20 protein-coding genes are annotated in these 23,048 nt (G+C 65.5%); 10 read left to right on the plus strand and 10 right to left on the minus strand.

All coding sequences use genetic code 11. The annotated features are described in order from the left end of the window. The first annotated feature begins 104 nt into the window (after positions 1-104). Genes CXQ88_RS09565 through CXQ88_RS09575 form a run of 3 tightly spaced genes read left to right on the plus strand, consistent with a single transcriptional unit; the run spans position 105 to position 3,496 of the window. On the plus strand, positions 105-1,661 hold the full coding sequence (locus CXQ88_RS09565; protein ID WP_104043940.1) for a circularly permuted type 2 ATP-grasp protein: 1,557 nt from the start codon (positions 105-107) through the stop codon (positions 1,659-1,661). 60 nt (positions 1,662-1,721) lie between these two features. Then, a complete protein-coding gene (locus tag CXQ88_RS09570; protein WP_102975536.1) occupies positions 1,722-2,648 on the plus strand; it encodes an alpha-E domain-containing protein in 927 nt (308 codons plus the stop codon). Next, positions 2,645-3,496: a transglutaminase family protein gene (locus tag CXQ88_RS09575; protein WP_104043941.1), complete on the plus strand. Its 852-nt coding sequence runs from the start codon at positions 2,645-2,647 to the stop codon at positions 3,494-3,496. The genes CXQ88_RS09570 and CXQ88_RS09575 overlap by 4 nt, the downstream gene beginning before the upstream one ends. A 71-nt stretch (positions 3,497-3,567) precedes the next feature. On the opposite strand, the gene CXQ88_RS09580 is transcribed toward CXQ88_RS09575, so the two are convergent. Both CXQ88_RS09580 and glgC read right to left on the minus strand, forming a co-directional pair. Continuing rightward, positions 3,568-5,019 (minus strand): SDR family NAD(P)-dependent oxidoreductase, encoded by a 1,452-nt coding sequence (locus CXQ88_RS09580; RefSeq protein WP_104043942.1) that lies wholly within the window; start codon positions 5,017-5,019, stop codon positions 3,568-3,570. 96 nt (positions 5,020-5,115) lie between these two features. Beyond that, positions 5,116-6,525: a glucose-1-phosphate adenylyltransferase gene (gene glgC / locus CXQ88_RS09585; protein ID WP_104043943.1), complete on the minus strand. Its 1,410-nt coding sequence runs from the start codon at positions 6,523-6,525 to the stop codon at positions 5,116-5,118. Positions 6,526-6,628: 103 nt separating this feature from the next. Here glgC and glgA point away from each other — a divergent pair, with 103 nt between their 5' ends. After that, on the plus strand, positions 6,629-7,834 hold the full coding sequence (gene glgA, locus CXQ88_RS09590) for a glycogen synthase (protein WP_104044067.1): 1,206 nt from the start codon (positions 6,629-6,631) through the stop codon (positions 7,832-7,834). A gap of 83 nt (positions 7,835-7,917) precedes the next feature. On the opposite strand, the gene CXQ88_RS09595 is transcribed toward glgA, so the two are convergent. Together CXQ88_RS09595 and CXQ88_RS09600 are read right to left on the minus strand one after the other, a co-directional pair. Continuing rightward, a complete protein-coding gene (locus CXQ88_RS09595) occupies positions 7,918-10,041 on the minus strand; it encodes an acyl-CoA dehydrogenase family protein (RefSeq protein ID WP_104043944.1) in 2,124 nt (707 codons plus the stop codon). A 61-nt stretch (positions 10,042-10,102) separates the two neighbouring features. Then, positions 10,103-10,864, minus strand: a complete 762-nt coding sequence (locus tag CXQ88_RS09600; RefSeq protein WP_104043945.1) for a TetR/AcrR family transcriptional regulator — start codon at positions 10,862-10,864, stop codon at positions 10,103-10,105. On the opposite strand from CXQ88_RS09600, the gene CXQ88_RS09605 reads away from it, so the two are divergent. Genes CXQ88_RS09605 through CXQ88_RS09615 form a run of 3 tightly spaced genes read left to right on the plus strand, consistent with a single transcriptional unit; the run spans position 10,863 to position 14,486 of the window. After that, positions 10,863-12,227, plus strand: a complete 1,365-nt coding sequence (locus CXQ88_RS09605) for an acetyl-CoA C-acetyltransferase (protein WP_104043946.1) — start codon at positions 10,863-10,865, stop codon at positions 12,225-12,227. The two genes, CXQ88_RS09600 and CXQ88_RS09605, sit on opposite strands and share 2 nt — an antisense overlap. A 10-nt stretch (positions 12,228-12,237) precedes the next feature. Continuing rightward, positions 12,238-13,578: a 3-oxoacyl-ACP reductase gene (locus CXQ88_RS09610; protein ID WP_104043947.1), complete on the plus strand. Its 1,341-nt coding sequence runs from the start codon at positions 12,238-12,240 to the stop codon at positions 13,576-13,578. Continuing rightward, positions 13,575-14,486 carry a MaoC family dehydratase gene (locus CXQ88_RS09615; protein WP_104043948.1) on the plus strand — a complete coding sequence of 304 codons (912 nt, stop codon included), beginning with the start codon at positions 13,575-13,577 and terminating at the stop codon, positions 14,484-14,486. The genes CXQ88_RS09610 and CXQ88_RS09615 overlap by 4 nt, the downstream gene beginning before the upstream one ends. Before the next feature lie 10 nt (positions 14,487-14,496). Here CXQ88_RS09615 and CXQ88_RS09620 read toward each other — a convergent pair whose 3' ends face one another. From CXQ88_RS09620 to CXQ88_RS09635, 4 genes are all read right to left on the minus strand, one after another. Then, the gene (locus tag CXQ88_RS09620; protein WP_373637740.1) at positions 14,497-15,630 is read right to left on the minus strand and encodes an FUSC family protein; all 1,134 of its coding nucleotides are present in this window, start codon (positions 15,628-15,630) and stop codon (positions 14,497-14,499) included. A gap of 81 nt (positions 15,631-15,711) precedes the next feature. After that, complete coding sequence (locus CXQ88_RS09625; protein WP_104043949.1) at positions 15,712-16,821, minus strand: serine hydrolase domain-containing protein; 1,110 nt, start codon at positions 16,819-16,821, stop codon at positions 15,712-15,714. Positions 16,822-16,851: 30 nt separating this feature from the next. Further along, positions 16,852-17,943, minus strand: coding sequence for a glutathione S-transferase family protein (locus tag CXQ88_RS09630; protein WP_104043950.1), 1,092 nt, complete (start codon positions 17,941-17,943; stop codon positions 16,852-16,854). Between the two features lie 9 nt (positions 17,944-17,952). Beyond that, positions 17,953-18,693 (minus strand): M50 family metallopeptidase, encoded by a 741-nt coding sequence (locus CXQ88_RS09635; protein WP_104043951.1) that lies wholly within the window; start codon positions 18,691-18,693, stop codon positions 17,953-17,955. Between the two features lie 131 nt (positions 18,694-18,824). Between CXQ88_RS09635 and CXQ88_RS09640 the strand changes: the two genes are divergently transcribed. Continuing rightward, entirely contained in the window at positions 18,825-19,289 is a 465-nt protein-coding gene (locus CXQ88_RS09640) for a GatB/YqeY domain-containing protein (protein WP_104043952.1), read from the plus strand. Positions 19,290-19,377: 88 nt separating this feature from the next. Here the strand turns inward: CXQ88_RS09640 and CXQ88_RS09645 are convergent, their stop codons facing one another. Then, complete coding sequence (locus CXQ88_RS09645; RefSeq protein ID WP_104043953.1) at positions 19,378-19,680, minus strand: DUF4193 domain-containing protein; 303 nt, start codon at positions 19,678-19,680, stop codon at positions 19,378-19,380. 209 nt (positions 19,681-19,889) lie between these two features. On the opposite strand from CXQ88_RS09645, the gene CXQ88_RS09650 reads away from it, so the two are divergent. Both CXQ88_RS09650 and CXQ88_RS09655 read left to right on the plus strand, forming a co-directional pair. After that, the gene (locus tag CXQ88_RS09650; protein ID WP_104043954.1) at positions 19,890-21,032 is read left to right on the plus strand and encodes a glycosyltransferase family 9 protein; all 1,143 of its coding nucleotides are present in this window, start codon (positions 19,890-19,892) and stop codon (positions 21,030-21,032) included. After that, positions 21,029-22,000: a glycosyltransferase family 9 protein gene (locus CXQ88_RS09655; RefSeq protein ID WP_181037462.1), complete on the plus strand. Its 972-nt coding sequence runs from the start codon at positions 21,029-21,031 to the stop codon at positions 21,998-22,000. The genes CXQ88_RS09650 and CXQ88_RS09655 overlap by 4 nt, the downstream gene beginning before the upstream one ends. A gap of 326 nt (positions 22,001-22,326) precedes the next feature. On the opposite strand, the gene CXQ88_RS09665 is transcribed toward CXQ88_RS09655, so the two are convergent. Beyond that, positions 22,327-23,034 (minus strand): SGNH/GDSL hydrolase family protein, encoded by a 708-nt coding sequence (locus CXQ88_RS09665; protein ID WP_258061798.1) that lies wholly within the window; start codon positions 23,032-23,034, stop codon positions 22,327-22,329. Positions 23,035-23,048 lie beyond the last annotated feature (14 nt).

The following is a 23,048-nucleotide window of genomic DNA, read 5'->3' on the forward strand; positions in this document are numbered from 1 at the left end:
GTGCCGGAAAAGACACGGGATGCACGAACCGGACCGCGTCCGCCAACACGCCAGAATGGATGGCAGTAATGAATTCGAAACAAAAAGATGGTTGGCTATTGGACATGTCAGACCTATTCCAGGATTACTCCGTGGCCGCCGGCCGGACCGGAGCCTACGACGAGATGTTCGCCCCCGGGCAACAGGCCCGTGACTCTTATGAGCAGGTGGCGGACGCCCTTCGGAAGCTCTCCCTTGCCGATGTCAGTGCCCGTGCCGACTCCATGGCGCGCACCTTCCTGGACCGCGGTGTCACCTTCGACTTTGCCGGCGAGGAGCGTCCCTTCCCGCTCGATATCGTTCCCCGGGTCATTCCCGCGGCCGAATGGGATGTGCTTGAACGCGGCGTCGCCCAGCGGGTGCACGCGCTTGAGGCGTTCCTCAACGACGTGTACGACAAGATGAACGTGGTGTCCGACGGCGTGATACCCCGGCAACTGGTGACCACCAGCGCACACTTCCACCGACAGGTCCACGGCTTCGAACCGGCAGGCGGCGTGCGGGTGCACATCTCCGGCATCGACGTCGTCCGTGATGCCGCCGGAACCTTCAGGGTCCTTGAGGACAACGTGCGTGTGCCTTCCGGCGTGAGCTACGTCCTGGAAAACCGGCGCGCCATGGCGAAGGGCCTGCCCGAAGCCTTCGGCCAGCAGCTCATCCGCCCGGTTGAGGAATACCCCCGCCGGCTCCTCTCGGCCCTGCGCAAAACCGCACCGGCAGGCGTGGACGATCCCACCGTCGTCGTCCTGACCCCCGGCGTGTTCAACAGCGCCTACTTCGAGCACACCCTGCTCGCCGGCCTGATGGGTGTGGAACTCGTGGAGGGCCGCGACCTTATCTGCCGTGGAAACCGCGTCTACATGCGCACCACCGCCGGAGAACAGCGAGTGGACGTCATCTACAAGCGGATCGACGACGACTTCCTGGACCCGCTGCAGTTCCGGGCCGACTCCATGCTCGGCTGCCCCGGGCTTGTCAACGCCGCCCGGGCAGGCGGGGTGACCATTGCCAACGCAGTGGGCAACGGCGTCGCGGATGACAAACTGGTCTACAGTTACGTCCCAGACCTCATCCGCTACTACCTCAACGAGGAACCCATCATCGCGAACGTGGACACCTTCCGCCTGGAGGAGAAGGAAGCCCGCGAGTACACCCTGGACAACCTGTCAGAACTCGTGGTCAAGCCTGTGGACGGCTCCGGCGGCAAGGGATTGGTCATCGGCCCGGACGCCTCCAAGGACGAACTGGACGCCCTCCGCCAGCGGGTCATCGCAGACCCCCGCGGCTGGATCGCGCAGCCGGTGCTTCAGCTCTCCACCGTCCCCACGCTGGGCGGAGACAAGTTTGGCCCCCGCCACGTGGACCTGCGGCCTTTCGCAGTGAACGATGGCGACAACGTCTGGGTGCTGCCCGGCGGCCTTACCCGCGTGGCACTCAAGGAGGGTTCGCTGATCGTGAATTCCAGCCAGGGCGGCGGGTCCAAGGACACGTGGGTCCTTGCCGATTCGCCCCAAGTGCCGGTGGAGACCCTGCCCCGGCCTTCCATTTCGGTGCGCGAACGCGTGTCCGTGTGGCCGGTTGAAAGCAACTGGCGCGACCGCCAGCCGGAGCAGCAGCAGTGAGCCGGGCCGTGATTCAACGAGTGTCTTTTCCAGTGTCGGGCCCGCAGGAGGTAGCCGCGAATGCTTAGCCGTATTGCCGAGTCCCTTTTCTGGATCGGCCGTTATGTGGAGCGTGCCGACGGCACGGCGCGCATTCTCGATGTGCACCTGGAGCGGCTGAACCACCTGCCCATGGACGAACGAAAAAGCGTGGCGCAGGAACTCCTGGCTGTTATGGGCGCCCGCCCGCAGAGCGAGGACTTCGGCCTGCCGGAACTGCTCCATGCCCTGGCGTACGACAAGACCAGCGCCACCTCCATTGCGGGATCCCTGGGAGCCGCTCGCGAGAACGCCCGCCGCGCCCGCGAGACGGTTTCCTCCGGCCTGTGGGAGAGCCTCAACACCACCTACTACGGGTTGAGCCAGCACCGCAAGGACGTGGTGGGCACGTACCGGTTCTGCAACTGGACGCTTGAACGCACCGCCATGGTAAGCGGCCTCGCGGACACGACGGTGAGCCATGACGAAAGCTGGCTGTTCCTGGTGCTGGGACGCTCCCTGGAGCGGGCCGACATGACCGCCCGCATGCTGTCCACCCGCGACGTCCTGTCCGCAGGCATGTCCTGGGTCAACATGCTCCGGTGCGCCGGCGCCTACGAATCCTTCCTGCGCACCCGCCGGGCCGCCTTCGGCGACCAACACGCCGCCGAATTCCTGCTCCTGGACCGGCTGTTCCCGCGGTCCATTGTGTACGCGCTGCGGGATGCCGACGAGTGCCTCGCAAAACTGGATCCCTCCGCCCAGCGCGTGGGCTTCATCAACGACGCCCGCCGGATCGTGGGGCAGGCCCGCACATTCCTTGAATTCCACCGCACGGACGACCTCATGTCCGAGCTCCCCGAACACATGGAACGCGTGCAGAAGGCAGTGTCCCAGGCTTCCGATGCCATTTCCCGTAAGTACTTCAATCAGGCGGACGAACTGGCCTGGGTGGGAGAAGTTTCATGACCCGGCTGAGCATCGTCCACAAGACGGCCTACAAGTACAACAAGCGGGTCACCCTGTCCTACAACGAGGCCCGCATGACGCCCCTGACGGATTCCCAGCAGGTGGTGCTCGAATCGGTGGTCAAGGTCTCACCGTCGCAGGCCGCAGTGAGCACCTACCGGGACTATTGGGGGACCAGGGTCACGGCCTTCGACATGCAGATGCCGCACGAACACCTGGAAGTGGTCTCCAACATCACGGTGGAAGTGCACCGGGCCGAAAAGATTCCCACCGAGGCGGACATTGCGGGCTGGGACGTCCTCGCCTCACCAGAGACCCTCAATACATTCAGCGACTGGCTTCCCCAGTCCAGGTTGAGCGGTCCCGGGGACGAAGTCCTGGGCATCATCCCTGGGGTGGTGGCAGGAAAGAATCCGCACGACGCCGCAATGGCTGTGTTTGAGTGGATGCGCGGCGAGATGACGTACATGTCCGGATCCACCGCCGTCACCACCAATGCCGAGGAGGCCTGGGGCCAGCGCCAGGGCGTCTGCCAGGACCTCGCCCACCTCGCCGTCGGTGCGCTGCGCAGCTGCGGCATCCCGGCCCGGTACGTCTCGGGCTACCTGCACCCGCGTTCCAGTGCCGGCATCGGTGAAACAGTGGCCGGGCAGTCGCACGCCTGGCTGGAATTCTGGGACGGCGACTGGCGGAGCTGGGATCCCACCAACCACAAGCCTGCCGGCGACTTCCACGTCACCGTGGCCCGGGGCAGGGACTACCGCGACGTGCCCCCGCTGAAGGGCATTCTGTCCGGCGGCGGCGGGTCAGCACTGAACGTCAGCGTGGAGATCACGCAGCTGGCCTGATGCCGCCCGGCTTTGGCCGGCAACTGTCCACGAGGCGTCCGCATCAGCGGACGCCTCGTGCGTTTATACGCCTACCAGGGGCTTGGCATGTAGTCCTTGAGGAACACTCCGTACTGGTCCTCGCCGTGCTCACCCATCACGATCGGATCGTAGACCCGCGCGGCCCCGTCCACCAGGTCCAGGGGTGCATGGAAGCCTTCCTCCATCAGCCGGACCTTGGTGAAGTGGGGACGCTCGTCGGTGATCCAGCCGGTGTCGACGGCGGTCATCAGGATGCCGTCGGTGTCCAGCATTTCCTGGGCACTGGTCCGGGTCATCATGTTCAGCGCCGCTTTGGCCATGTTGGTATGCGGGTGGCCGGGGCCCTTGTAGGCGCGCGAGAACTGGCCCTCCATGGCGGAGACGTTCACAATGTACTTCCGCTGCGCGGTGGACCGCTTCATGGCGGGGCGGAGCCGGCTGACCAGCAGGAAGGGGGCCGTGACGTTGCAGAGCTGGACCTCGAGCATTTCCAGCGGGTCCACCTCGTCCACTACCTGCGTCCAGCTGTTGATGGTGGCCAGATCCGGGACCAGCCCGCCGGCGTCGATCGCTGTTCCCGAGGCGATGCGTTCCAGCGAGGCGGAACCGGTGGAGAGCGCCAGTGAGGTGATGGCGTCGCCGGCGAGGACCGGATGCTCGGTGACGCTGCTGGCCAGGGCCAAGGGGTGCTTGTCGTGGGCGTGCCCGAAGGTCACGAGCTCCGGGCCGCCGTTGGCCTGGTCGAGGGCCGCGGGAAGCGGTTCGTCCTCAGCGTCCACCAATGGCTTGTAGGCGTTGCCGGACCGTCGCACCGTCTGGGCTGCGTTGTTGATGATGATGTCCAGGGGGCCGGCCTCGTTGAGCGAGTCGGTCAGTGCCATTACCTGGGCGGGGTCGCGCAGGTCGATGCCCACAATGCGGAGCCGGTGCAGCCACTCACCGCTGTCCTCCATGGCGGCAAAGCGGCGGGCTGCGTCCTTGGGGAACCGGGTGGTGATGGTGGTGTGGGCGCCGTCGCGGAGCAGCCGGAGCGCGATGTACATCCCGATCTTGGCGCGTCCGCCGGTGAGCAGGGCGCGGCGGCCCGTCAGGTCGGTGCGGGCATCACGTTTGCCGTGGTTAAACGCGGCGCACTCCGGGCAGAGCTGGTGGTAGAAGGCGTCAACCTGGGTGTAGTGCTGCTTGCAGATGTAGCAGGGGCGGGACCGGATGAGGTGGCCGGCGACCTTGCCGGTGGCGGAGGGGGCCAGTTTGTTCCCGCGGGTTTCGTCGTCGATCCGGTCAGGGGCTGCGGTGGCCGTCTGCGCGATCACTGCACGGTCGGCCTCGGAGATCAGGTCCCGCTTGGTGACGCGGCGGTGCCTCTTGACGGCCTTGAACATCTTGCCTGTGGCGCGGCGTACCGAGACGTAGTCCGGATGCTCCTCGTCATAGGCGTGGATGGAGTTGAGGACCTTGAGGCAGGCCTGGATTTCCTCAGGCGTCAGATCGGGGGAGCTCATTGTACCGATTTTACAGCCTGGGTAACCCTGCCGGCCCCACCATCAACGGGGCCGGCAGCAGGGGAGCGCCCGGCAGGAGCGCTCCCCGGGCAGCGATCAGGAGATACGTGCGCTGGGCGCTGTTTCTGCTGCAGCAGCAGCGTGGGTTGCAGCCACTTTGTCCACGGATGCGCGCACATCCGGGTATTGCGCGGCTGCGGCCTTCACGGCGTTGGGTACAAGGTGCAGATTGGCGGCCGAGAGCTTGCGCTCAGCTTCACCAGGCTCAGGAACTTCCTGGCCCTTGGACAGGACCGTGATCCCTGAATCGGTGACCTTGAAGCCGCGGGCGCGGTCCAGATCGGGATCCAGACCGATCGCGGCTCCCGCCGGCACCTTAACGTTTTTGTCGATGATGGCCCGGTTGATAACGGCGCCCTCGCCGATCTGCACCTTATCCATCAGGACGGAATCGATGACACGGCTGCTGGTTCCCACGAAGACGTCGTTGGAGAGGACCGAGCCCTCTACAACGCCCCCCGAAATCACCACGCCGCTCGACACGATCGAGTCCAGGGCGGTGCCCACCGTGTTGTTCTGGCCGCGGACGAACTTGGCCGGCGGGGAGATGCTCTGCCGGGTGTAGATGGGCCATTCCGAGTTGTACAGGTTGAAGACCGGCAGCGGGGAGATGAGGTCCATGTGGGCGTCGTAGAAGGAGTCGATGGTGCCGACGTCGCGCCAGTACGTGCGGTCCCGCTCGGTGGAGCCGGGGATGTCGTTGAGGGTGAAGTCGTAAACGTCGGCTTCGCCCTGGTTCACGAAGTAGGGGATGATGTCCCCGCCCATGTCGTGCTTGGTGTCGAGCCGCTCGGCGTCGACGTGCAACGCCGCCACCAGGGCGTCGGCGTCGAATACGTAGTTGCCCATGGAGGCCAGGAACTGCGACGGATCTGCCGCCAGGCCGGGGGTCGTGGCGGGCTTTTCCACGAAGGCAGCGATCTTCTGGGGATTGTTCTGGTCCACTTCGATGACGCCAAACTGGTCGGCCATGTTCAGCGGCTGCCGCACTGCGGCGACAGTTGCTTTGGCGCCGCTGTGGACGTGCTGCGCCACCATCTGGGCGAAGTCCATGCGGTACACGTGGTCAGCGCCGACCACCACCACAATGTCCGGATTGGCATCGTGAATGAGGTTCAGTGACTGGTAGATGGCGTTGGCGCTGCCGAGGAACCAGCTCTTGCCCACACGCTGCTGGGCCGGGACGGAGGCCACGTAATTGCCCAGCTGGGTGGACATACGCCACGTCTCGGAAATGTGGCGGTCAAGGCTGTGCGATTTGTATTGGGTGAGAACAACTATCTGCAGGTAGCGGGAATTCACCAGGTTGGACAGGGCGAAGTCGATCAGGCGGTAGCTTCCCGCAAACGGCACGGCGGGCTTCGCCCGGTCTGCCGTCAACGGCATCAGCCTGTTTCCCTCGCCGCCTGCAAGGACAATGGCCAGGACTCTTTTGTTCAACGGCATAATTGGTCGCTCCTGTACGCCTTCGTAACTCCCCAAGACAGTCCGGCATGTCCGGACTCCTTCACACTAGAACAGTTAAGCGTGAAGGACTACCTTGGTGCTTGTGCGAATAGACATTGTGACTAAAGAGTTCCCGCCGGAGATCTATGGTGGCGCCGGGGTCCACGTGGCCGAATTGAGCAGGGTGCTTAGTAAGCATGTTGACCTGCAGGTTCGTGCTTTCGGGGCTCCCCGCGACGCCGACTACCATGGTGCCGGGGTGACTTCCTACTCGGTGCCGGAGGACCTGGGTTCGGCAAACGCCGCTGTGCAGACGCTTGGCGTCGACCTGCGGATCGTCCCGGACGTCGAGGGCGCGGACGTGGTCCATTCGCATACCTGGTACGCCAACATGGCAGGCCACCTTGCGTCCCTGCTCCACGGGATTCCGCATGTCCTCAGCGCCCACAGCCTCGAACCGCTCCGTCCTTGGAAGGCGGAGCAGCTCGGCGGGGGTTACGCCTTGTCCTCCTGGGTGGAGAAGACCGCGTACGAGGCCGCTGCGGCCATCATCGCCGTCTCGGAGGGCATGCGGCAGGACATCCTGCGCAGCTACCCCGACGTGGACCCGGCCAAGGTGCGGGTGGTCCACAACGGCATCGATGTCGAGCTGTGGAACCGTGACGAGAACAGCGACGCCGTCCGCGCGCTGGGCATCGATCCGGACAAGCCGAGCGTGGTCTTTGTGGGGAGAAACACCCGCCAGAAGGGGGTTCCCTACCTCCTGCGGGCCGCTGCGAAGCTTCCCGCCGACGTCCAGCTGGTCCTCTGCCTGGGCGCCGCCGATACTCCGGAACTGGCCGCGGAGACCGCGCGCCTGATCGAGGACCTTCAGCGGGAGCGCACCGGCGTTGTCCTGATTGAGCGCATGCTGCCCCGCAACGAGCTCATCCAGGTCCTCAGCCACGCAACGGCCTTCGCCTGCCCGTCCATCTACGAACCGCTGGGCATCGTGAACCTGGAAGCCATGGCCTGCGGCGCAGCCGTTGTGGCCAGCGCCACCGGCGGCATCCCCGAGGTGGTGGAGCACGGCCGGACCGGGCTCCTCGTGGACCTGGAGCAGGTCACCGACGGTACCGGGACGCCCCTTGACCCGGAAAAGTTCGTCACCGAATTCGCCGCCGCCCTCACCGAGGTGGTTTCGGACCCCGAGCGGGCCCGCGCCATGGGACAGGCCGGCCGGCTGCGCGCCGAACAGCACTTCTCCTGGGAGTCAATCACCGAAACAACCCTCGAGGTGTACCGCTCGGTGCTTCCGGCCCAGAGCTAGCCGCCTCCTCTGAAGGAAAGACGACGGCGCCGCCCCCTCGCAAGGGGAGCGGCGCCGTCGTCGTCCCTGGTGTCACGTGACGGTCAGCTGCGCTTCCCTGCGGCGGTGCGGGCCAGCAGCACCTTCTCGTCCACGGGCGCCTGGCCGCTGGCGCGCTGGCTCCTGACGTAGGCGCGCGCCTCGTCCTGCCGCTCTTTCTCTGCGCCCGTGGCAATCCTCGCCCGCACGTGCTGTTCGCCGTAACCGAACGCGTCCACGAGGTCCACGGCATGCGGGCGGAGCTTCATAAGCAGCCGGTTAATGTACTCGCCCACCGTGCGTCCCCGCTGCATGGAAAGACGACCGTTCATGAGGTACCAGGATAGGTTCTTTTCGATCAGGGAAAGTCCGAACAGGTCGCGCAGCCAGGTCAGCACCGTTTTGGTGCCGGGGTCGGTGACATCGCGGAGCGCGTCCGTGAACGCCTCCCATTGAAGCAGTTCGGCGTGAGCCTGGGCAGCGTCGATGAGTTCGTTCTGGTGCCGGTTGAACAGGGCCGCACCCTTCTCCTGCGACAGCCGGCCCGTACCCTTGAGCGCTGTCGCAGCCTCGGCCACCATGGTCTGCACCCGGTCGGTGAGGAGAGCACGTTGGCCCTCCTCGTCCCGGAGGGCAATCGCGGCCTTTTGCACCGACCCCGTGTCAGCGACGAACTGGGCCACCTGGCGCAGGCCGGTACGGTGGATGGCCGCTCCGGTGGCCTGGCCCACCACGTAACGGGCCAGCACACCGAAGTCGACGCTCCGGAATTCCTTGGCATAGTCAGCCAGCAGCCGCTTGGCGACGAGCTGCAGCAGCACGGTGTTGTCGCCCTCAAAGGTGGCGTACACGTCGAGGTCGGCCCGCAGTGACGCGAAGCGGTTTTCGATCAGGAACCCGGCGCCGCCGCAGGCTTCGCGGCACTCCTGCAGGGTATCCAACGCATGCCAGGTGCTCAGCGGCTTCAGCGCCGCGGCGAGGGTTTCCAGGTCCTGGCGGTCTTCGTCTGTATCGTGGGCGCCTGAGAAAACGTCGTCGAACTTCTCCAGCAGCTGCTCGTGGGCGAAACTGGCAGCGTACGTGGTGGCCAGCCTCGTGAACAGGCGCTTCTGGTGGCGCTGGTAGTCCAGGAGCACTTCCTCTTCCGTGTGGGATGAGGCGTTGAACTGGCGGCGTTCGGTGGCGTACCGGATGGCCGCTTTCAAAGCCACTTTGGAGGCAGCCACAGCGGCGCCGTCGAGGGACACACGGCCCTGCACCAGGGTGCCCAGCATGGTGAAGAAGCGGCGGCCCGGGCTGGCGATGGGGGAGCTGTACCGTCCGTCGCCGTCCACGTCGCCATAGCGGTTCAGCAGGTTGGCGCGTGGGATCCGGACGTTGGTGAAGTGCAGCCTGCCGTTGTCGATGCCGTTAAGGCCACCCTTGATGCCGTCATCCTCACCGCCGATACCGGGCAGGAATTCCTTCGTTTCAGGGTCCCTCAGGTCCACGTAGAACGCGTGGACCCCGTGCTTGACGCCCCGGGTGACCAGCTGGGCAAACACCACTGCGCCCAGGCCGTCCGTGGCCGCGTTGCCGATGTAGTCCTTCCAGGCTGCCCGGAACGGGGTGTGCACTACGAATTCATCGGTGGAAGGGTCATAGGTGGCGGTGGTGGCGATGCTGGCCACATCAGAGCCGTGGCCCGTCTCTGTCATGGCGAAGCAGCCCGGGATCTCCAGGTTCATGATGCCTGGAAGCCACTTGGCGTGGTGTTCGGCGGTGCCGAGGTGCATCACCGCGGAGCCGAAGAGCCCCCATTGGACACCGGCCTTGATCTGCAGGGAAGGGTCCGCCACCACCAGTTCCTCAAAGCCGGCGATGTTTCCGCCGTGGTCATCGGAGCCGCCCAGCGACTCGGGGAACGCGCGGTGCACTGCCTCGTTCTCCACAAGGTACTTCAACTGCCCGAACACCCGGGCGCGGTGTTCAGTATGCGTCAGGCCTTCGATCTTGTGCAGCTCCGGTTGCGCTGCGAGGCTCCTAGCCTGGAGCCGGGTTGCGGCCCACTTGCCAAGGAGCTGCCCACCCAGCGCGTCGACGTCGACGGCGGGCTGTGCGGAGGCTGCTCCGGGGGCTGTTCCGGAGGAGGCAGCCGTTGTGGCGGGGCGTTGCCGGTTTCCGGCGGGACGGTCCACTAGTTCAGTCATGTCAATGTCCTTCGTTGGTGCTGACAGGTGGGTTGGTGGTGCTGCGGCTAAGCAAGGGGAATCAAGCGTCAGGGACGGACAGCTTGGGCAGTTCAGGAGCAATGCCGACGCACAGCCAGGCCGTAATCTGCCGTGCCATCGCTTCCTGCCCGGGTTTCGTTGCGGAGTCAGGGGTACTGAGCCACTGTTCGCCCGCATTCCGCACCAGTCCGATCGCAGCTTTGGGCCAGTAGCCGATCACGGCCTCCTTGCCATCGCCCAGGTGGGAACGCATGGGGGTGGCAATCATGTCCGCGACGGCGTCAAAAAAGTGTCCCAGGGCGGCGGATCCGGCTGCCGGCTCCTGGGCGCTGTCCGGTTCAGCAGCGGCATGCCGCGTGACAAAGGTGTAGACGTTGGGGCTCGTACTGGCCATCTGCAGATAGGCGGTGACCATTGCCAATAAGCCTTCGCGCGGGGTCACGGCGCTCTGCGCCGCCTCCTGGATCCGCCGCTGCATTTGGCTGAGGACAACTTCGCCCACTGCCTGCTGGAGTCCGGCCTTGTCCCCAAAGTAGCGGTAGAAGACGGACTTGGACGTCCCTGCTGCGGCAGCTATGTCCTCCATGGAGGCGTCGCTTCCCAGGGTGTGTACCGCTCGGCGCGCTGACTTGATCAGCTCCCTGCGCCGTTCCTCCCGGTGGCTCTGCCAGCGGGACGAGCGCCCGTCTCCTGTCGCGCCGGCAACGGGGGGAGCAGAGCGCGGTTGCTGGATATTCACGATACCCAGCGTATCAGGTACGCTGGGTATCGGTAACCGAACGTGACCCGAGGAGATACCCATGTCCATTGACGGACAGCCCACCACCGGACCTGATGCGGCCGGAACTCCCGCCGCAGCCTCCGCCCCTGCGCACCGCCGCGCAGTCATTGTCGGCGGCAACCGAATCCCGTTTGCGCGGTCGGGCGGCGCCTATGCCAAGTCCTCGAACCAGGACATGCTGACAGCCGCCCTTGACGGGTTGATCGCACGTTTTGGCCTGCAGGACGAACGCATCGGGGAAGTGGCCGCCGGTGCAGTGCTCAAGCACTCAAGGGATTTCAACCTCACCCGTGAGGCCGTTCTCGGTTCTGCCCTCTCCCCGGAGACTCCTGCCTACGACCTGCAGCAGGCGTGCGCCACAGGCCTGGAAACTGTGGTGGGACTGACCAACAAGATCAAGCTGGGCCAGATTGAATCAGCGATCGCCGGTGGGGTGGATTCCGCCTCGGATGCACCCGTGGTGGTCAGCGAGGGCCTCCGTGAGGTGATCCTTGACCTCAACCGGGCCAAGAGCCTTCCGCAGCGGCTGCAGATCCTCAGCCGCCTGCGGCCCAAGGACCTGGCTCCGTTGGCGCCCGGAACGTCCGAGCCCCGGACGGGGCTGTCCATGGGGGAGCACCAGGCGCTGACCACTGCGCAGTGGAAGATCCCGCGCGAGGCGCAGGATGAGGTGGCCCTGAACAGCCACAGGAACCTCGCGGCCGCCTATGACGCCGGATTCTTTGACGATCTGCTCACCCCTTACCGCGGGCTGACCCGGGACGGCAACCTGCGGCCCGACACCTCGCTGGTAAAGCTGGCAACCCTGAAGCCTGTCTTTGGGAAGAACCTCGGTGCCGACGCCACCATGACAGCCGGGAACTCCACGCCGCTGACCGACGGCGCGTCGACGGTCCTGCTGTCCTCGGAAGAGTGGGCCGACTCCCGCGACCTGCCCAAGCTTGCCGCCGTCGTGGACGCCGAAGCAGCCGCTGTGGATTTTGTGCATGGAAAGGACGGCCTGCTCATGGCGCCCGTGTTCGCCGTGCCCAGGCTGCTCTCCCGCCATGGGCTCACCCTGGACGACATTGATTTCTTTGAGATCCATGAGGCTTTCGCATCCACCGTCCTCAGCATGCTGGCCGCCTGGGAGGATGAGGAATTCGGGCGGACCAGGCTCGGTCTGCAGGGTGCCTTTGGCAAGGTCGACCGGTCAAAGCTGAATGTCACCGGATCCTCGCTTGCTGCGGGCCATCCATTCGCCGCAACCGGTGGCCGGATTGTTGCTTCCCTCGCCAAGACGTTGCACGAAAAGGCCGGCGCCGAGGGCCGTCCTGTGCGGGGCCTCGTCTCCGTGTGCGCAGCAGGCGGCCTGGGCGTCGCCGCGATTCTCGAATCACTGTAGGGGAACACGGATGACAGACAAGTACGCACAACTCGTAAACCAGGGCCTCGGCAGGAACGTGGCCAAAAAGCTTGGGCTGCCCCAGCCTGCAGTCCTGCGCCGGTACCAGCCCGGCGGACCGTTGATCACCGGACCGATTCTGGTCCTGGGAGGTACTGCGGGTGCCGACAGCCTGGCCGCCGAACTGCTGTCCTGGGATTTGGACGTCCGGCGGCACGCCGTTCCACGGGAGAAGCTTGGTGCCATCATCCTGGTGCTGGACGAAGTGACGCAGCCTGAAGACCTGGGGAAGCCGGTCCTCTCCGCTGCAGCCTCCCTCCGAGACCTGGCTCCCGGCGGCCGCGTCATCACGGTGTCCCGGCCGGCCTCGGACGCCACTTCCCCGGCGGCAGCAGCCGCGCGCCAAGGGGTTGACGGATTCCTGCGTTCCCTGGCAAAGGAACTACGGGCCGGTGCTACCGGCAACGGCATTCTCCTGGCCCCGGACGTGCACACGACGAGCCCGGGCGCACTGGCAGCAGCCCGGTTCTTCCTTTCCGGCCGCTCCGCCTTTGTGGACGGCCAGTTCATCACGGTTTCCACGGCTGCGGGAGCACCTCCCCAGGACCTGGAGCAGCCACTGAAGGGGAGGATCGCCGTCGTCACCGGAGCGGCCCGCGGCATAGGTGCGGCAATCGCCAAGACCCTGCACCGGGACGGCGCCACCCTGGTACTGGTAGACATTCCTGCCGCCGGCGACCAGCTGGCAGCGGTGGCCAATGAGGTCAGGGGAACAGCCCTCCAGCTGGACATCAGCAGGGAGGACGCCGGGCAGCGGATCCTCGAGCACGCCGTCCAGCGGCACGGGCGGCTGGATATTATGGTCCACAACGCCGGCATCACCCGGGACAAGCTCCTGGCCAATATGGACGAGGCCCGCTGGAACTCGGTGATCGAGATCAACATCGCCGCCCAGCTCCGGATTAACGAGGCACTTCTGGCGTCCGAACACTTCCGCACTTCTCCACGGATCGTCTCCGTTGCCTCCACCAGCGGCATCGCAGGTAACCGTGGGCAAACAAACTATGCGGCGTCCAAGGGCGGGGTCATGGGCATGGTCCGTGCTACCGCACCGCTGCTCGCTCCCCACGGGGGAAGCATCAACGCTGTGGCGCCCGGCTTCATCGAAACCGAGATGACAGCCAAGGTGCCCCTGGTCCTCCGGGAGATGGGCCGCCGCCTGAACTCGCTGCAGCAGGGCGGGCAGCCAACCGACGTTGCCGAAACCATAGCCTTCCTCGCCAGCGACGCCGCCGGCGGCATCAACGGCGAGGTACTGCGGGTGTGCGGACAGTATGTGATGGGGGCATGATGCCCGCACAACCGGTGATCCTCGGGGAGATGCCATCGCTTTCGAAGCTCTACGTGAATGCGGCAGCCCCGGCCGCCCGGCGCAGGCTGCTCGGGACGCATGACGGCTCCGTTCTCCCCGCCGAGAGCCACGAGGTCCGCGGGGTAACGGTGGACGTCGGGAACCTCACGGCGTACCAGCACCTCATCGGCGAAACAGCCAGTGATGTCCTGCCTGCCGGTTTCATCCATGCGTTGGCGTTCCCGCTTGCGATGAGCGTGCTGAACCGGGACGACTTTCCGCTCCCGCTGCTGGGCATGATCCATTTGCGGAACAGCGTGGAACAGAGGTCGCCGGTGCTTTTCACCGACGCCCTGGATATCACGGCGCACGTGGAAAACCTGCGCGGCCACCGCGCGGGGACACAAGTGGACGTGGTGGCCGAGGTGCGCCTTGCAGGGACGGCAGACATCTCCTGGCGTGGTACGTCAACCTACCTCGCCAAGGGTGTCTTCCTGCCGGGCATCGACAAACCCTCAGCCGCCACGGTCCGGACCGACTTCACGGCACCTGACCCCACCGGACTCTGGCAGCTGGGCGTTGATACCGGAAGGGCCTATGCCGCCGTGTCGGGTGACTTCAATCCCATCCACCTCAGCGTGCTCTCAGCCAAAGCGCTGGGGATGCGGCGCTCCATAGCCCACGGCATGTACCTTGCCGCCAGGGCGCTCGCCGACGTCGGGGCTGTCCGCGGAGACTCGTTCATTTGGGACGTGGACTTCGAGGCGCCGGTCTTCCTTCCCTGCCGGGTTGCCCTGGATATCAGTACTGTCCAGGGCACTGCGGGAACATGGGAGCGTTCGGACTTCGCCGCGTGGAATCCACGCTCCGGCCGCCGGCATTTCAACGGCTCCGTCAGGTCCTTCTAGGCCTTCGTTCTTACGACGGCGGTCCCTCGGCGCCGGGCCGGACAGCACGCAGGATCCGGTGAAGGCTGAGGAGGATGGATTCGGACGCGGGGACGGCGCCCTCTTCCGGCTCCCGGGCGGCGGTGGCAGCCATAGCGGCTTCCACGGCCGAGCCGGCGGCCTTAAGAAGTTCCTCCTGCTCGTCCGGGTCGGCGTCGTTGATTGAACCCAGCAAATTTCCGGTGGCCGTGATGGCATCGGCAAGCGGTTCATTGTCCTGCAGCGGAACGGTGTACGGTACGTCGCTGTCCCAGATGACGTCGGAGAGCACGTCCGTCATGTCCTGGATGTGGAAGGTCACCCGCTCCAGCTGGCGAAGGTTGCGATAGTCCTGATCAATGTCCCGGGGATAGAGTTTTCGCCGTGGGTTTGCCCGCCGGCTCGCGTCGGCTTCTTTGACGAGGTGCCGGACGGAGCGGGCGGCTGACGCCAGCTCCTCCGCGCGGCGGGACCAATCCTCGTGCTCGGGCGGCCACTCTTCCTTCAGCGCTGCTCCCATGTCTGTCAGTTGCCTGCCCAGGGCCAGTCGAAGGTCCTCCAGGCTGGCTGCCGCCGCCTTCAGGTGCAGCGGGGGAAAAACCAGGAAGTTTACCGCGATGCCTACGCCAACGCCGAAGCCCATCTGCACCAGGTAGCCAAAGGAAAAGTCGTCGGCGTTGTTGCCACCTACCAGGAGGACCAGCAGGGCCGCCGTCGGAATCCAATCACTGCCGGAGCCGAAACCGGGCAACCCGCCCAGCAGCACACCAATACCCATGAACAAAGCCACCGTCAGGGGCGAAGGATCGGCGATACTCACCAGGATGACAGCGAGGCCGATTCCCACAGTGAGCCCCGCAAGCGCCTGGAAGCCTTGCCGGACCGAGCCGGCCACGTTGTGGTACATCGCCACCAGTGCTCCCAGTGGCGCGTAGTAGGGGTAATTGGCGGCCGCCCCGGGCATCAGCGGGGCGATGAGGAAGGCCAGGCCCGCGGCCAGGGCGGCCTTGGCTGCCAGCTGCAGGCGTTGCGCAGCGAACGCCGCGGACAGTCCTTCCACAGCCTGCTTCAGATACTGGGTCCCCTTGGCCCACCGGACTGCCGGACGTGCTTTTGAGTTGCCCATCCGATCAACCCTAGGCCGCCTGCACGGCCGGGGACAAAGCTGCTGGTCAGGAGGGAAGGCAAAGCGCCCGGCCAGGAGGATTCAGCACAAAGCTGCCGCTGAGCGGCGCACGGCGGCGGCCAATTGGTGGGCTTTCCCGGACGTTCGTCCCTCCTCCGCCCGCCGGGGAATGTAACCAAATCCCAGGCCGTAGGCGGGGTCCGCGAACCCGAGGGCGGCATTGGCACCTTCGTGGCCGAAAGCGCGGTGGCTGCCGAAGTTCCGGGAGGGATGCGGCTTCATGAACACCACGGCAAAAGCGTTGTCCAGGCCGGAGGACCGGTCCAGTCCCCATACCTGTTCCTGGGACATCAGCTCCACCGTTGCAGGACTCAGGAAAGCCTTCCCGCCGTCGATCCCGGTGGTGGCCGCGGCGTAAAGCTTGGCTAAACCCTCGGCGGAGCCCACTCCGCCCGCCGCCGACATGCCGGCGCCGCGCACAGCGCGGATGTTCGGGAGCTCCATGATGGTGCTGACCGCCGCGTTGCTGTTCAGGCCGTCCAGGCTGAGCGGATCGAGCCAGGGCTGTTGCGGGTCTGTGGTGTACAGGACATCCCGGTAGCGGGGCTCCAGCTCCTCCGGCAGGCCCAGGAAGAAGTCGATGTCCATTGCAGCCCGGATCCGCCGGATGTACACGCCCTGAAGCGAGTCTCCTGCCGTACGGCGGCACAGCTCCTCCATGAGGATCCCGATGGTCAGGGCGTGATAGCCAAACTGCCGTCCGGGCTGCCAGGAGGGCCGTGCCGCGGCAAGGCGGGCGGCGGCACCCGGGGTGGTGAACTCGTCCAGGGCAAAACCGCCCTCCACTCCCGGAAGCCCTGCCTGATGGGACAGAGCCTCGCGGACCAGCAGCCGGTCCTTGCCATGGACCGCGAACTCCGGCCAGTAGTGGGCAACGGGGGCGTCCAGGTCAAGCAGTCCGTCCTGGACCAGGAGTCCCACCACCATGGCAGCCACTCCCTTGGAGCAGGAGTAGGCGCCGGTTATCGTCCGCTCATCCATGTCCGGTCCACCGGTGAGCCCTACCACCTGCTTCCCGTGATGGTAAGCGGCGAGTTGCGCACTGTAGTTCGGGTCCTCAACCAGGAACGATTCGAAGAGCTCCAGTACGTTTTCGTAGCCAGGCGCTACGCGGCATTGAGATATCTGCATCCGGCCAGTTTAGCCAGAAAGCGCTTTCCTTTAGTTCTGCGCTCCGTGCCCGGGGGCGACTTCTTCTCCCGGCTTCACGGGCCCCGGCGGGGTCCCGTTCCCGAAGGGGCGGCCACCCAAGGACTCACGCCCGTGGTCGTCCAGCCAGCCGCCGAGCGCAGGGCCGGCGGGGACGATGCCGGTGGGATTGATGTCCTCGTGCACGATGTAGTAGTGCTGCTTGATCTGCACAAAGTCGGTGGTGTCACCGAACCCGGGGGTCTGGAAGAGGTCGCGTGCATAGCCCCAGAGAGCCGGCATGTCGCTCAGTTTCTGGCGGTTGCATTTAAAGTGGCCGTGGTAGACGGCGTCGAACCGCGCCAGGGTGGTGAACAGGCGCACGTCGGCTTCCGTGATGGTGTCACCCACCAGGTACCGCTGCCGGGAGAGCCGCTCTTCCAGCCAGTCCATGGCCGCCCAGAGCCTGGCGTAGGCGGAGTCATAGGCTTCCTGCGAGCCAGCGAAGCCGCAGCGGTAGACCCCGTTGTTGACTTCAGTGAACACCCGCTTGTTGACCGCGTCGATCTCCTCCCGAAGGTGCTCGGGATATAGCTGGGGCGCGCCGGGGCGGTGGAACTTTGCCCACTCGGTGGAGAAGTCGAGGGTGATCTGCGGAAAGTTGTTGGTGACAACGGCGCCGGTGGCCACCTCGACAATCGCCGGTACGGTGATGCCCCGCGGGTAACCGGGGAAACGCCTGAAGTACGCCTCCTGGAGGCGCTCGATCCGCAGGACCGGATCAACGCCGTCGGGGTCCAGGTCAAACGTCCAGGACCGCGCGTCATGCGTCGGGCCGGGCTGCCCAAGCGAAATGGCGTCCTCGAGTCCCAGAAGGCGGCGGACTATAACGGTCCGGTTGGCCCAGGGGCACGCCCTGGCAGCGATGAGGCGGTAGCGTCCCGCCTCTGCGGGCCAACCTGGCTCCCCGTTGGGGCCCGGCCTCCCGTCATAGGTAATCCGGTCCTCGATGTAATTGGTGTCGCGGTTGAACTCCGCTCCACCCGTTACGTAGGCGCCGCGGGTGCTGTGCTCGGTGGTGCTGCCGCTTACCGCCTGTTGAGGGCTTTCCGTTTCCTGGCTCATGGATCCACCTTAAGCGCCCGGGGGCAGGATCGCAGAGATGGGTTGCCACGCCACCAGCCAGGACCCGGCAACCAGGACCGTGAACAGGACAATCCAGGCGCCCGAAGGAATAGCCGTCGCACGGTACAGCAGGTAGGCGTCCGAGCTGGCAAGCCGGTCCCTCCGCCGCAGGTGCACGTGGGTGAGCTTTATGAGGTCCCTGACAGCGCCCACCAGCAGCACCAGGCCCAGGATGACGGACACGTGGCCCACAAATCCGGCCGGCACCAGGAAAATGAGGGCGATATTGCCGGCGATCGCGGCGGAGGTGATCAGGAAGCCTGCGGGGTTGCGCAGGAACAGCAGTGTGGCTGCAAGGGCCACCGTGCTGACTGCAAGGGCAGCCGGCCCCCACCCGTTGAAACCGCACCACACAAACGCAGCGCCGACTACGGCAGGCACCGGATAACCCCAGAAGCAGGACCACACGGTGGCAAGTTTGCTGCGGCTGTATGTGGTGGTGGTGCCTGAATGGTCCAGCCGAAGCCGTATCCCGGACACCCGCTGGCCGCTCGTGACGGCCGCGAAGGCATGTCCCAGCTCGTGGGTGGCAGTTGCAAGCAGGCCAACGTACTTCCAGGACCGGCGGGGGATCGACAGGGCAGTCACTATGCAGACCGCCAGCACCAGCTCAGTGAACGTAATGACGGGAACCTCTGTGCGGCTGAAGGCACTGATGAACGTGTTCCAGGGGTTGTCCGGCAGGTTCATCGAATGGTGTCCGGGAATGAGTGGTCATTTTCAGCCATAAGCCCCTACGGTACTAGGGATGGGTGGACGCTGCCGCGGCGCCCCGTGCCGCCCCGTCCCACCGCAGCAGGAAACACAGGAACAGAGGAAACGTGTCATCTTTGAAGGAACGGCTGCAGGCCGACGTCGTCATCCATATGAAGGAGCGCAACAAAACTGCGCTGACCACCGTCCGGAACGTTCTGGGCGAGATTGAGACCCGTGAGAAGTCGGGTAAGGCACCCGTGCAGCTCGATGACGCGCAGGTGACATCCCTGCTTCAGAAGGAAGCCGCGAAACGCCGGGATACGGCCGGCATTTACGCGGAAGCGGGACAGCCGGACCGTGCGGCGGCGGAAATCGCCGAAGCGGAAGTCATCGAGTCTTACCTGCCCAAGCCGCTGTCCCTGGCGGAGGTTGAGGCAATTGTGGACGAGGTCATCGAGGGTCTCCGCGCCGAGGGCCGCGAGCTGACCGCCCGGCAGATGGGCGAAGTGATGAAGCCCGTAACCGCAAAGGTTGCAGGGCGCTTCGACGGCAAGGAAGTGAGCCAGCTGGTCCGGCAGAAGCTCGCTTAAAGCGGAAAGGCACGTCCACCAGATGGCGGGCGTGCCTTTTGCTCAGTTGGGGGAGCGGCTGCATGATCCGTCCCGCCTGACTGCCTGATTAGCCTTCGCACTCTGTGCAGTAGGTGTGGCCGTCCTTCTGGCGCGCAATCTGCGAGCGGTGGCGGACCAGGAAGCAGGAGTAGCAGGTGAATTCGTCCTCTGCCTGGGGGATGACCTGCACCACGAGCTCCTCAGCGACAAACTCGCCGCCGGGTACGCCCGCGCCGTCGAGGCCGTCAGCTTCGTCCAGCTCCAGGACAACGCTGCGCGCGTCGGGAGCGTTAGCTGACTGGAGCTGCTCGAGAGAGTTGTCCTGCGATTCCTTGACGTCGGAACGCAGTTCATCGTAATCGGTTGCCAATTTAGGTGCTTCTCTTTTCTTTGGTTCGTCTGTCGCGTATGAAACGTACAGCATCATCCGGGTATTCCCCAATAGCGGGAGTATATTGACTGCCGTTTGGGTAGAGGTTTAAAGGACGCGGCCTCAAGGTTCATCACCCTACTGTGGCTGCACGGGCAGGGGAGGTCGCGGCGAACGCTGCGGTCTCCGCACTATTCGAAGGGGTACATGTGGAGCAACTCACTGCAGAGTTCGGAGGCGCCGGGCGGGCCGGCACGGGCGTTGGTCCGGTTCTGGAAAAGTTCGAATCAGTATCAAGGATAGCCGTCCTGCGTGGCGGCGGTCTCGGCGACCTGATTTTCGCCATTCCCGCCATTGCCGCCTTGAAGACGGCATACCCTGAGGCCTCCATCACACTCCTCGGCACTCCGGCGCACAAGGCTTTGATTGCTGCTACGAAGAGCCCGGTGGATGAGGTTCAGGTCCTGCCCTTTTCGGAAGGTGTCCGGCCCGGCGCCGAGGACGAGGAAGAGCTGGACCGGTTTTTCGAGGAAATGCGCGCCCGCCGCTTTGACCTGGCAGTCCAGATCCATGGCGGCGGGCGGTATTCCAACCCTTTCCTGCTCCGGCTGGGGGCCCGGCATACGGTGGGGACGCGCACCCCGGACGCCGCGAGCCTGGAACGGACGGTGCCGTACCTCTATTACCAGCACGAACCCCTGCGGGCGCTGGAGGTGTCCGGGTTCGCCGGTGCCTTCCCCGTTGATCTTGAGGCGCGCCTGGCGCCGGCCGAGGGACTGCGCTCCACTGCCCAAACAGCCGACGACGATGGCCGGCCTTTGGTGGTGCTGCATCCCGGCGCTACGGATCCACGCCGCCGTTGGCCGGCTGAGCGGTTCGCTGAACTTGCCGTGGCATGCGCCGCGGACGGTTTCCAGGTGGTGGTAGTAGGGGACGGGAGCGAGAAGGGAATTGCCGACCGCATCGTCGAACTGGCCGCCTCAAGCCCTGTCCGGTCGTTTGCCGGCGAACTGGACATGGGAGGTTTGGTGGCGCTGCTGGCGAGTGCGTCGGTGGTAGTCGGCAATGACAGCGGTCCGCGACACCTCGCGCAGGCGCTCGGGGTTCCCACCGTGGGCATCTTCTGGGCCGGCAACGTCATCAATGCCGGCGCGCTGGGGCGGAGCCTGCACCGGATCCGCGCTTCCTGGGTGACCGCCTGTCCCACCTGCGGCATAGACGTAACCCAGGTGGGCTGGACAGCCCCGCGCTGCGCCCACGACGACTCCCTGGTGGCCAGCATTGAAGCGCGGGATGTGCACGAGGACGTCCGCAGCCTCGCAGCCACCGAGCTGGACAGGCAGCGCCCATGAGCGCCACAGAGAGTGCGGCACCACAGGAAGCCATGGGACTGCACGATGGAAAACCTGAGCTCCTGGTGCTTCGGGCGTTAAAGCTTGGGGACCTGCTCGTCGCAGTGCCGGCTTTGAAGGCACTCCGGCGCACGTTTCCGGAACACCGGCTGCGGTACGCGGCGCAGGGCTGGCTTTCGGAGGCGCTGGGGCTCGTGGGTGGTTACGAACTTTTCCCTACGCACGGTTTGGACGAACCCCTGGCCATGGAGCCCGGCGTCGTGGATGTGGCAGTGAACCTGCACGGCAGCGGACCGGAAAGCCAGGGCCGGATCGAGGCGTTGCAGGCCCGACAGACCATAGGCCACCGGAGCCAGTACCGGGACGGACCGCCGTGGCGGAACGAACTTCACGAGAGGGAACGCTGGGCGAAGCTCCTGGAGTGGCACGGCATCGAAGCGGACCCCTTGGACATCCAGCTGAACACTCCGCACGTGCCCAGCCCCGTTCCAGGTGCCACCGTCTTGCATGTGGGGGCCGCCTACGGCAGCCGCCTGTGGCCAGCCGAGCGCTTTGCAGCGGTGGCCTCCGCCCTTGACCAGGCCGGGCACAACGTCGTTTTCACCGGCGGTAGCGGTGAAAGGGACCGGGCGCTGGATGTGTGCCGGCGATCGGGTCTTGCGGAGGACGCGGTTCTGGCGGGGAGGCTCGGCCTGGCTGAATTTGCCGCGACCATTGCCGCGGCGCGCCTGGTCATCTCCGCGGACACCGGAGCTGCGCATCTGGCATCCGCGTACGGAACACCATCGGTGGTGTTGTTCGGGCCGGCTCCCCCAGAGATCTGGGGTCCGCCCCCGGGTCCGCACGTTGTCCTGACCCGCGCCGAACTGCGGCGGGGCGAGACCTTCGCTGTCGAGCCGGATCCGGCGCTGCTGGCAGTCACGGTGCAGGATGTTCTGGCTGCAGTGCGGGGGCTGGGAGTGTTGTAGGGCAGGGTCGTTAGCGTGGGCCCGGCCGAGTTTGGGGCTCTTGCTGGGCGCCATGAGATCCTAAGATTAGTCATGGGCGCTGAGCTGGAGATTACCTTGGTGTTAACGATGGCGTTCCTTTGGATCGCTGGCTCCCTCGCTATGCTGTCCGGTATAGACCGGCCGGAGAGGAAGGCCCGCCGCCAGGAGCGGAGGGCCGACCGGGCTGGAAGAGGCCGGGTCAAGTACAGGCCGGTGGCACGCGGCTCCCGGCTGACCGGGCGCAGCCGGCAAGCGCGGACCCATAGCCTAAGACCACACTAGGCACGGACACCACGCGAGTCTGCTCAACTGACTTGGTCTGGTGGGGTAGCAGATGTGGGCCGGGCCGGGCCGGCGAAAACCACTGAGTGGGGGTGGGGGCGCCCGGTTTGGACCAAAGTTGCTATGGCTTGTGCAATCTTCCGTCCGCCCTGTGATGACGGTTCGATGGGGTTGGCGTAGTCCCCGTCTTCACTGCAGATGAGGCGCAGGTCGATCAGCGGTGTGCCGCTGCCAAAGGCTGCCCGTGTAATGGAGTCGTTGAAGAGGGACAGTGCAGCTTTGATGACCTTCTGGTTCGGTTCTGACGGGGGTGTGTCGTAGATGCTGCATACCGCCGTCGGAAGGCCCTGTGCCAGGACTGCGGGCAGCATGGCCCGGTAGTCGGCGTCGAACCTGTCCCTTCCGGCATCAAGCAGGAGCAGGGCTTCGGCAACTGAGCCCGGACGCTCCTGCAACAATGGCGCATAGCCCAGGGCGTCGTTTCCGCCGACGCTCACCACAAGGTGGGTGGCGTCGGCGGGAAGGGCGTGGAGTTGGCGGGCGACGCCGGCGATGACGTCCCCGTCAATGGCCAGAAGCGAGCATTTCCAGCCCGGAAGTTCCTGCCGCAGTTGGTTGATGACGTCAGGACCACCGTCCACGTAGGCGGCGTTGTCAAAGATGGAATCGCCTAAGAGGACCACGTGGCCCGTTTCCCGGTCCTCATCTGCAGCAACGTTCATGAGGGTCATGTTCCACCCTTGCG

The sequence above is a fragment of the Arthrobacter sp. ZGTC412 genome (assembly GCF_002929215.1).
Taxonomy (GTDB): domain Bacteria; phylum Actinomycetota; class Actinomycetes; order Actinomycetales; family Micrococcaceae; genus Arthrobacter.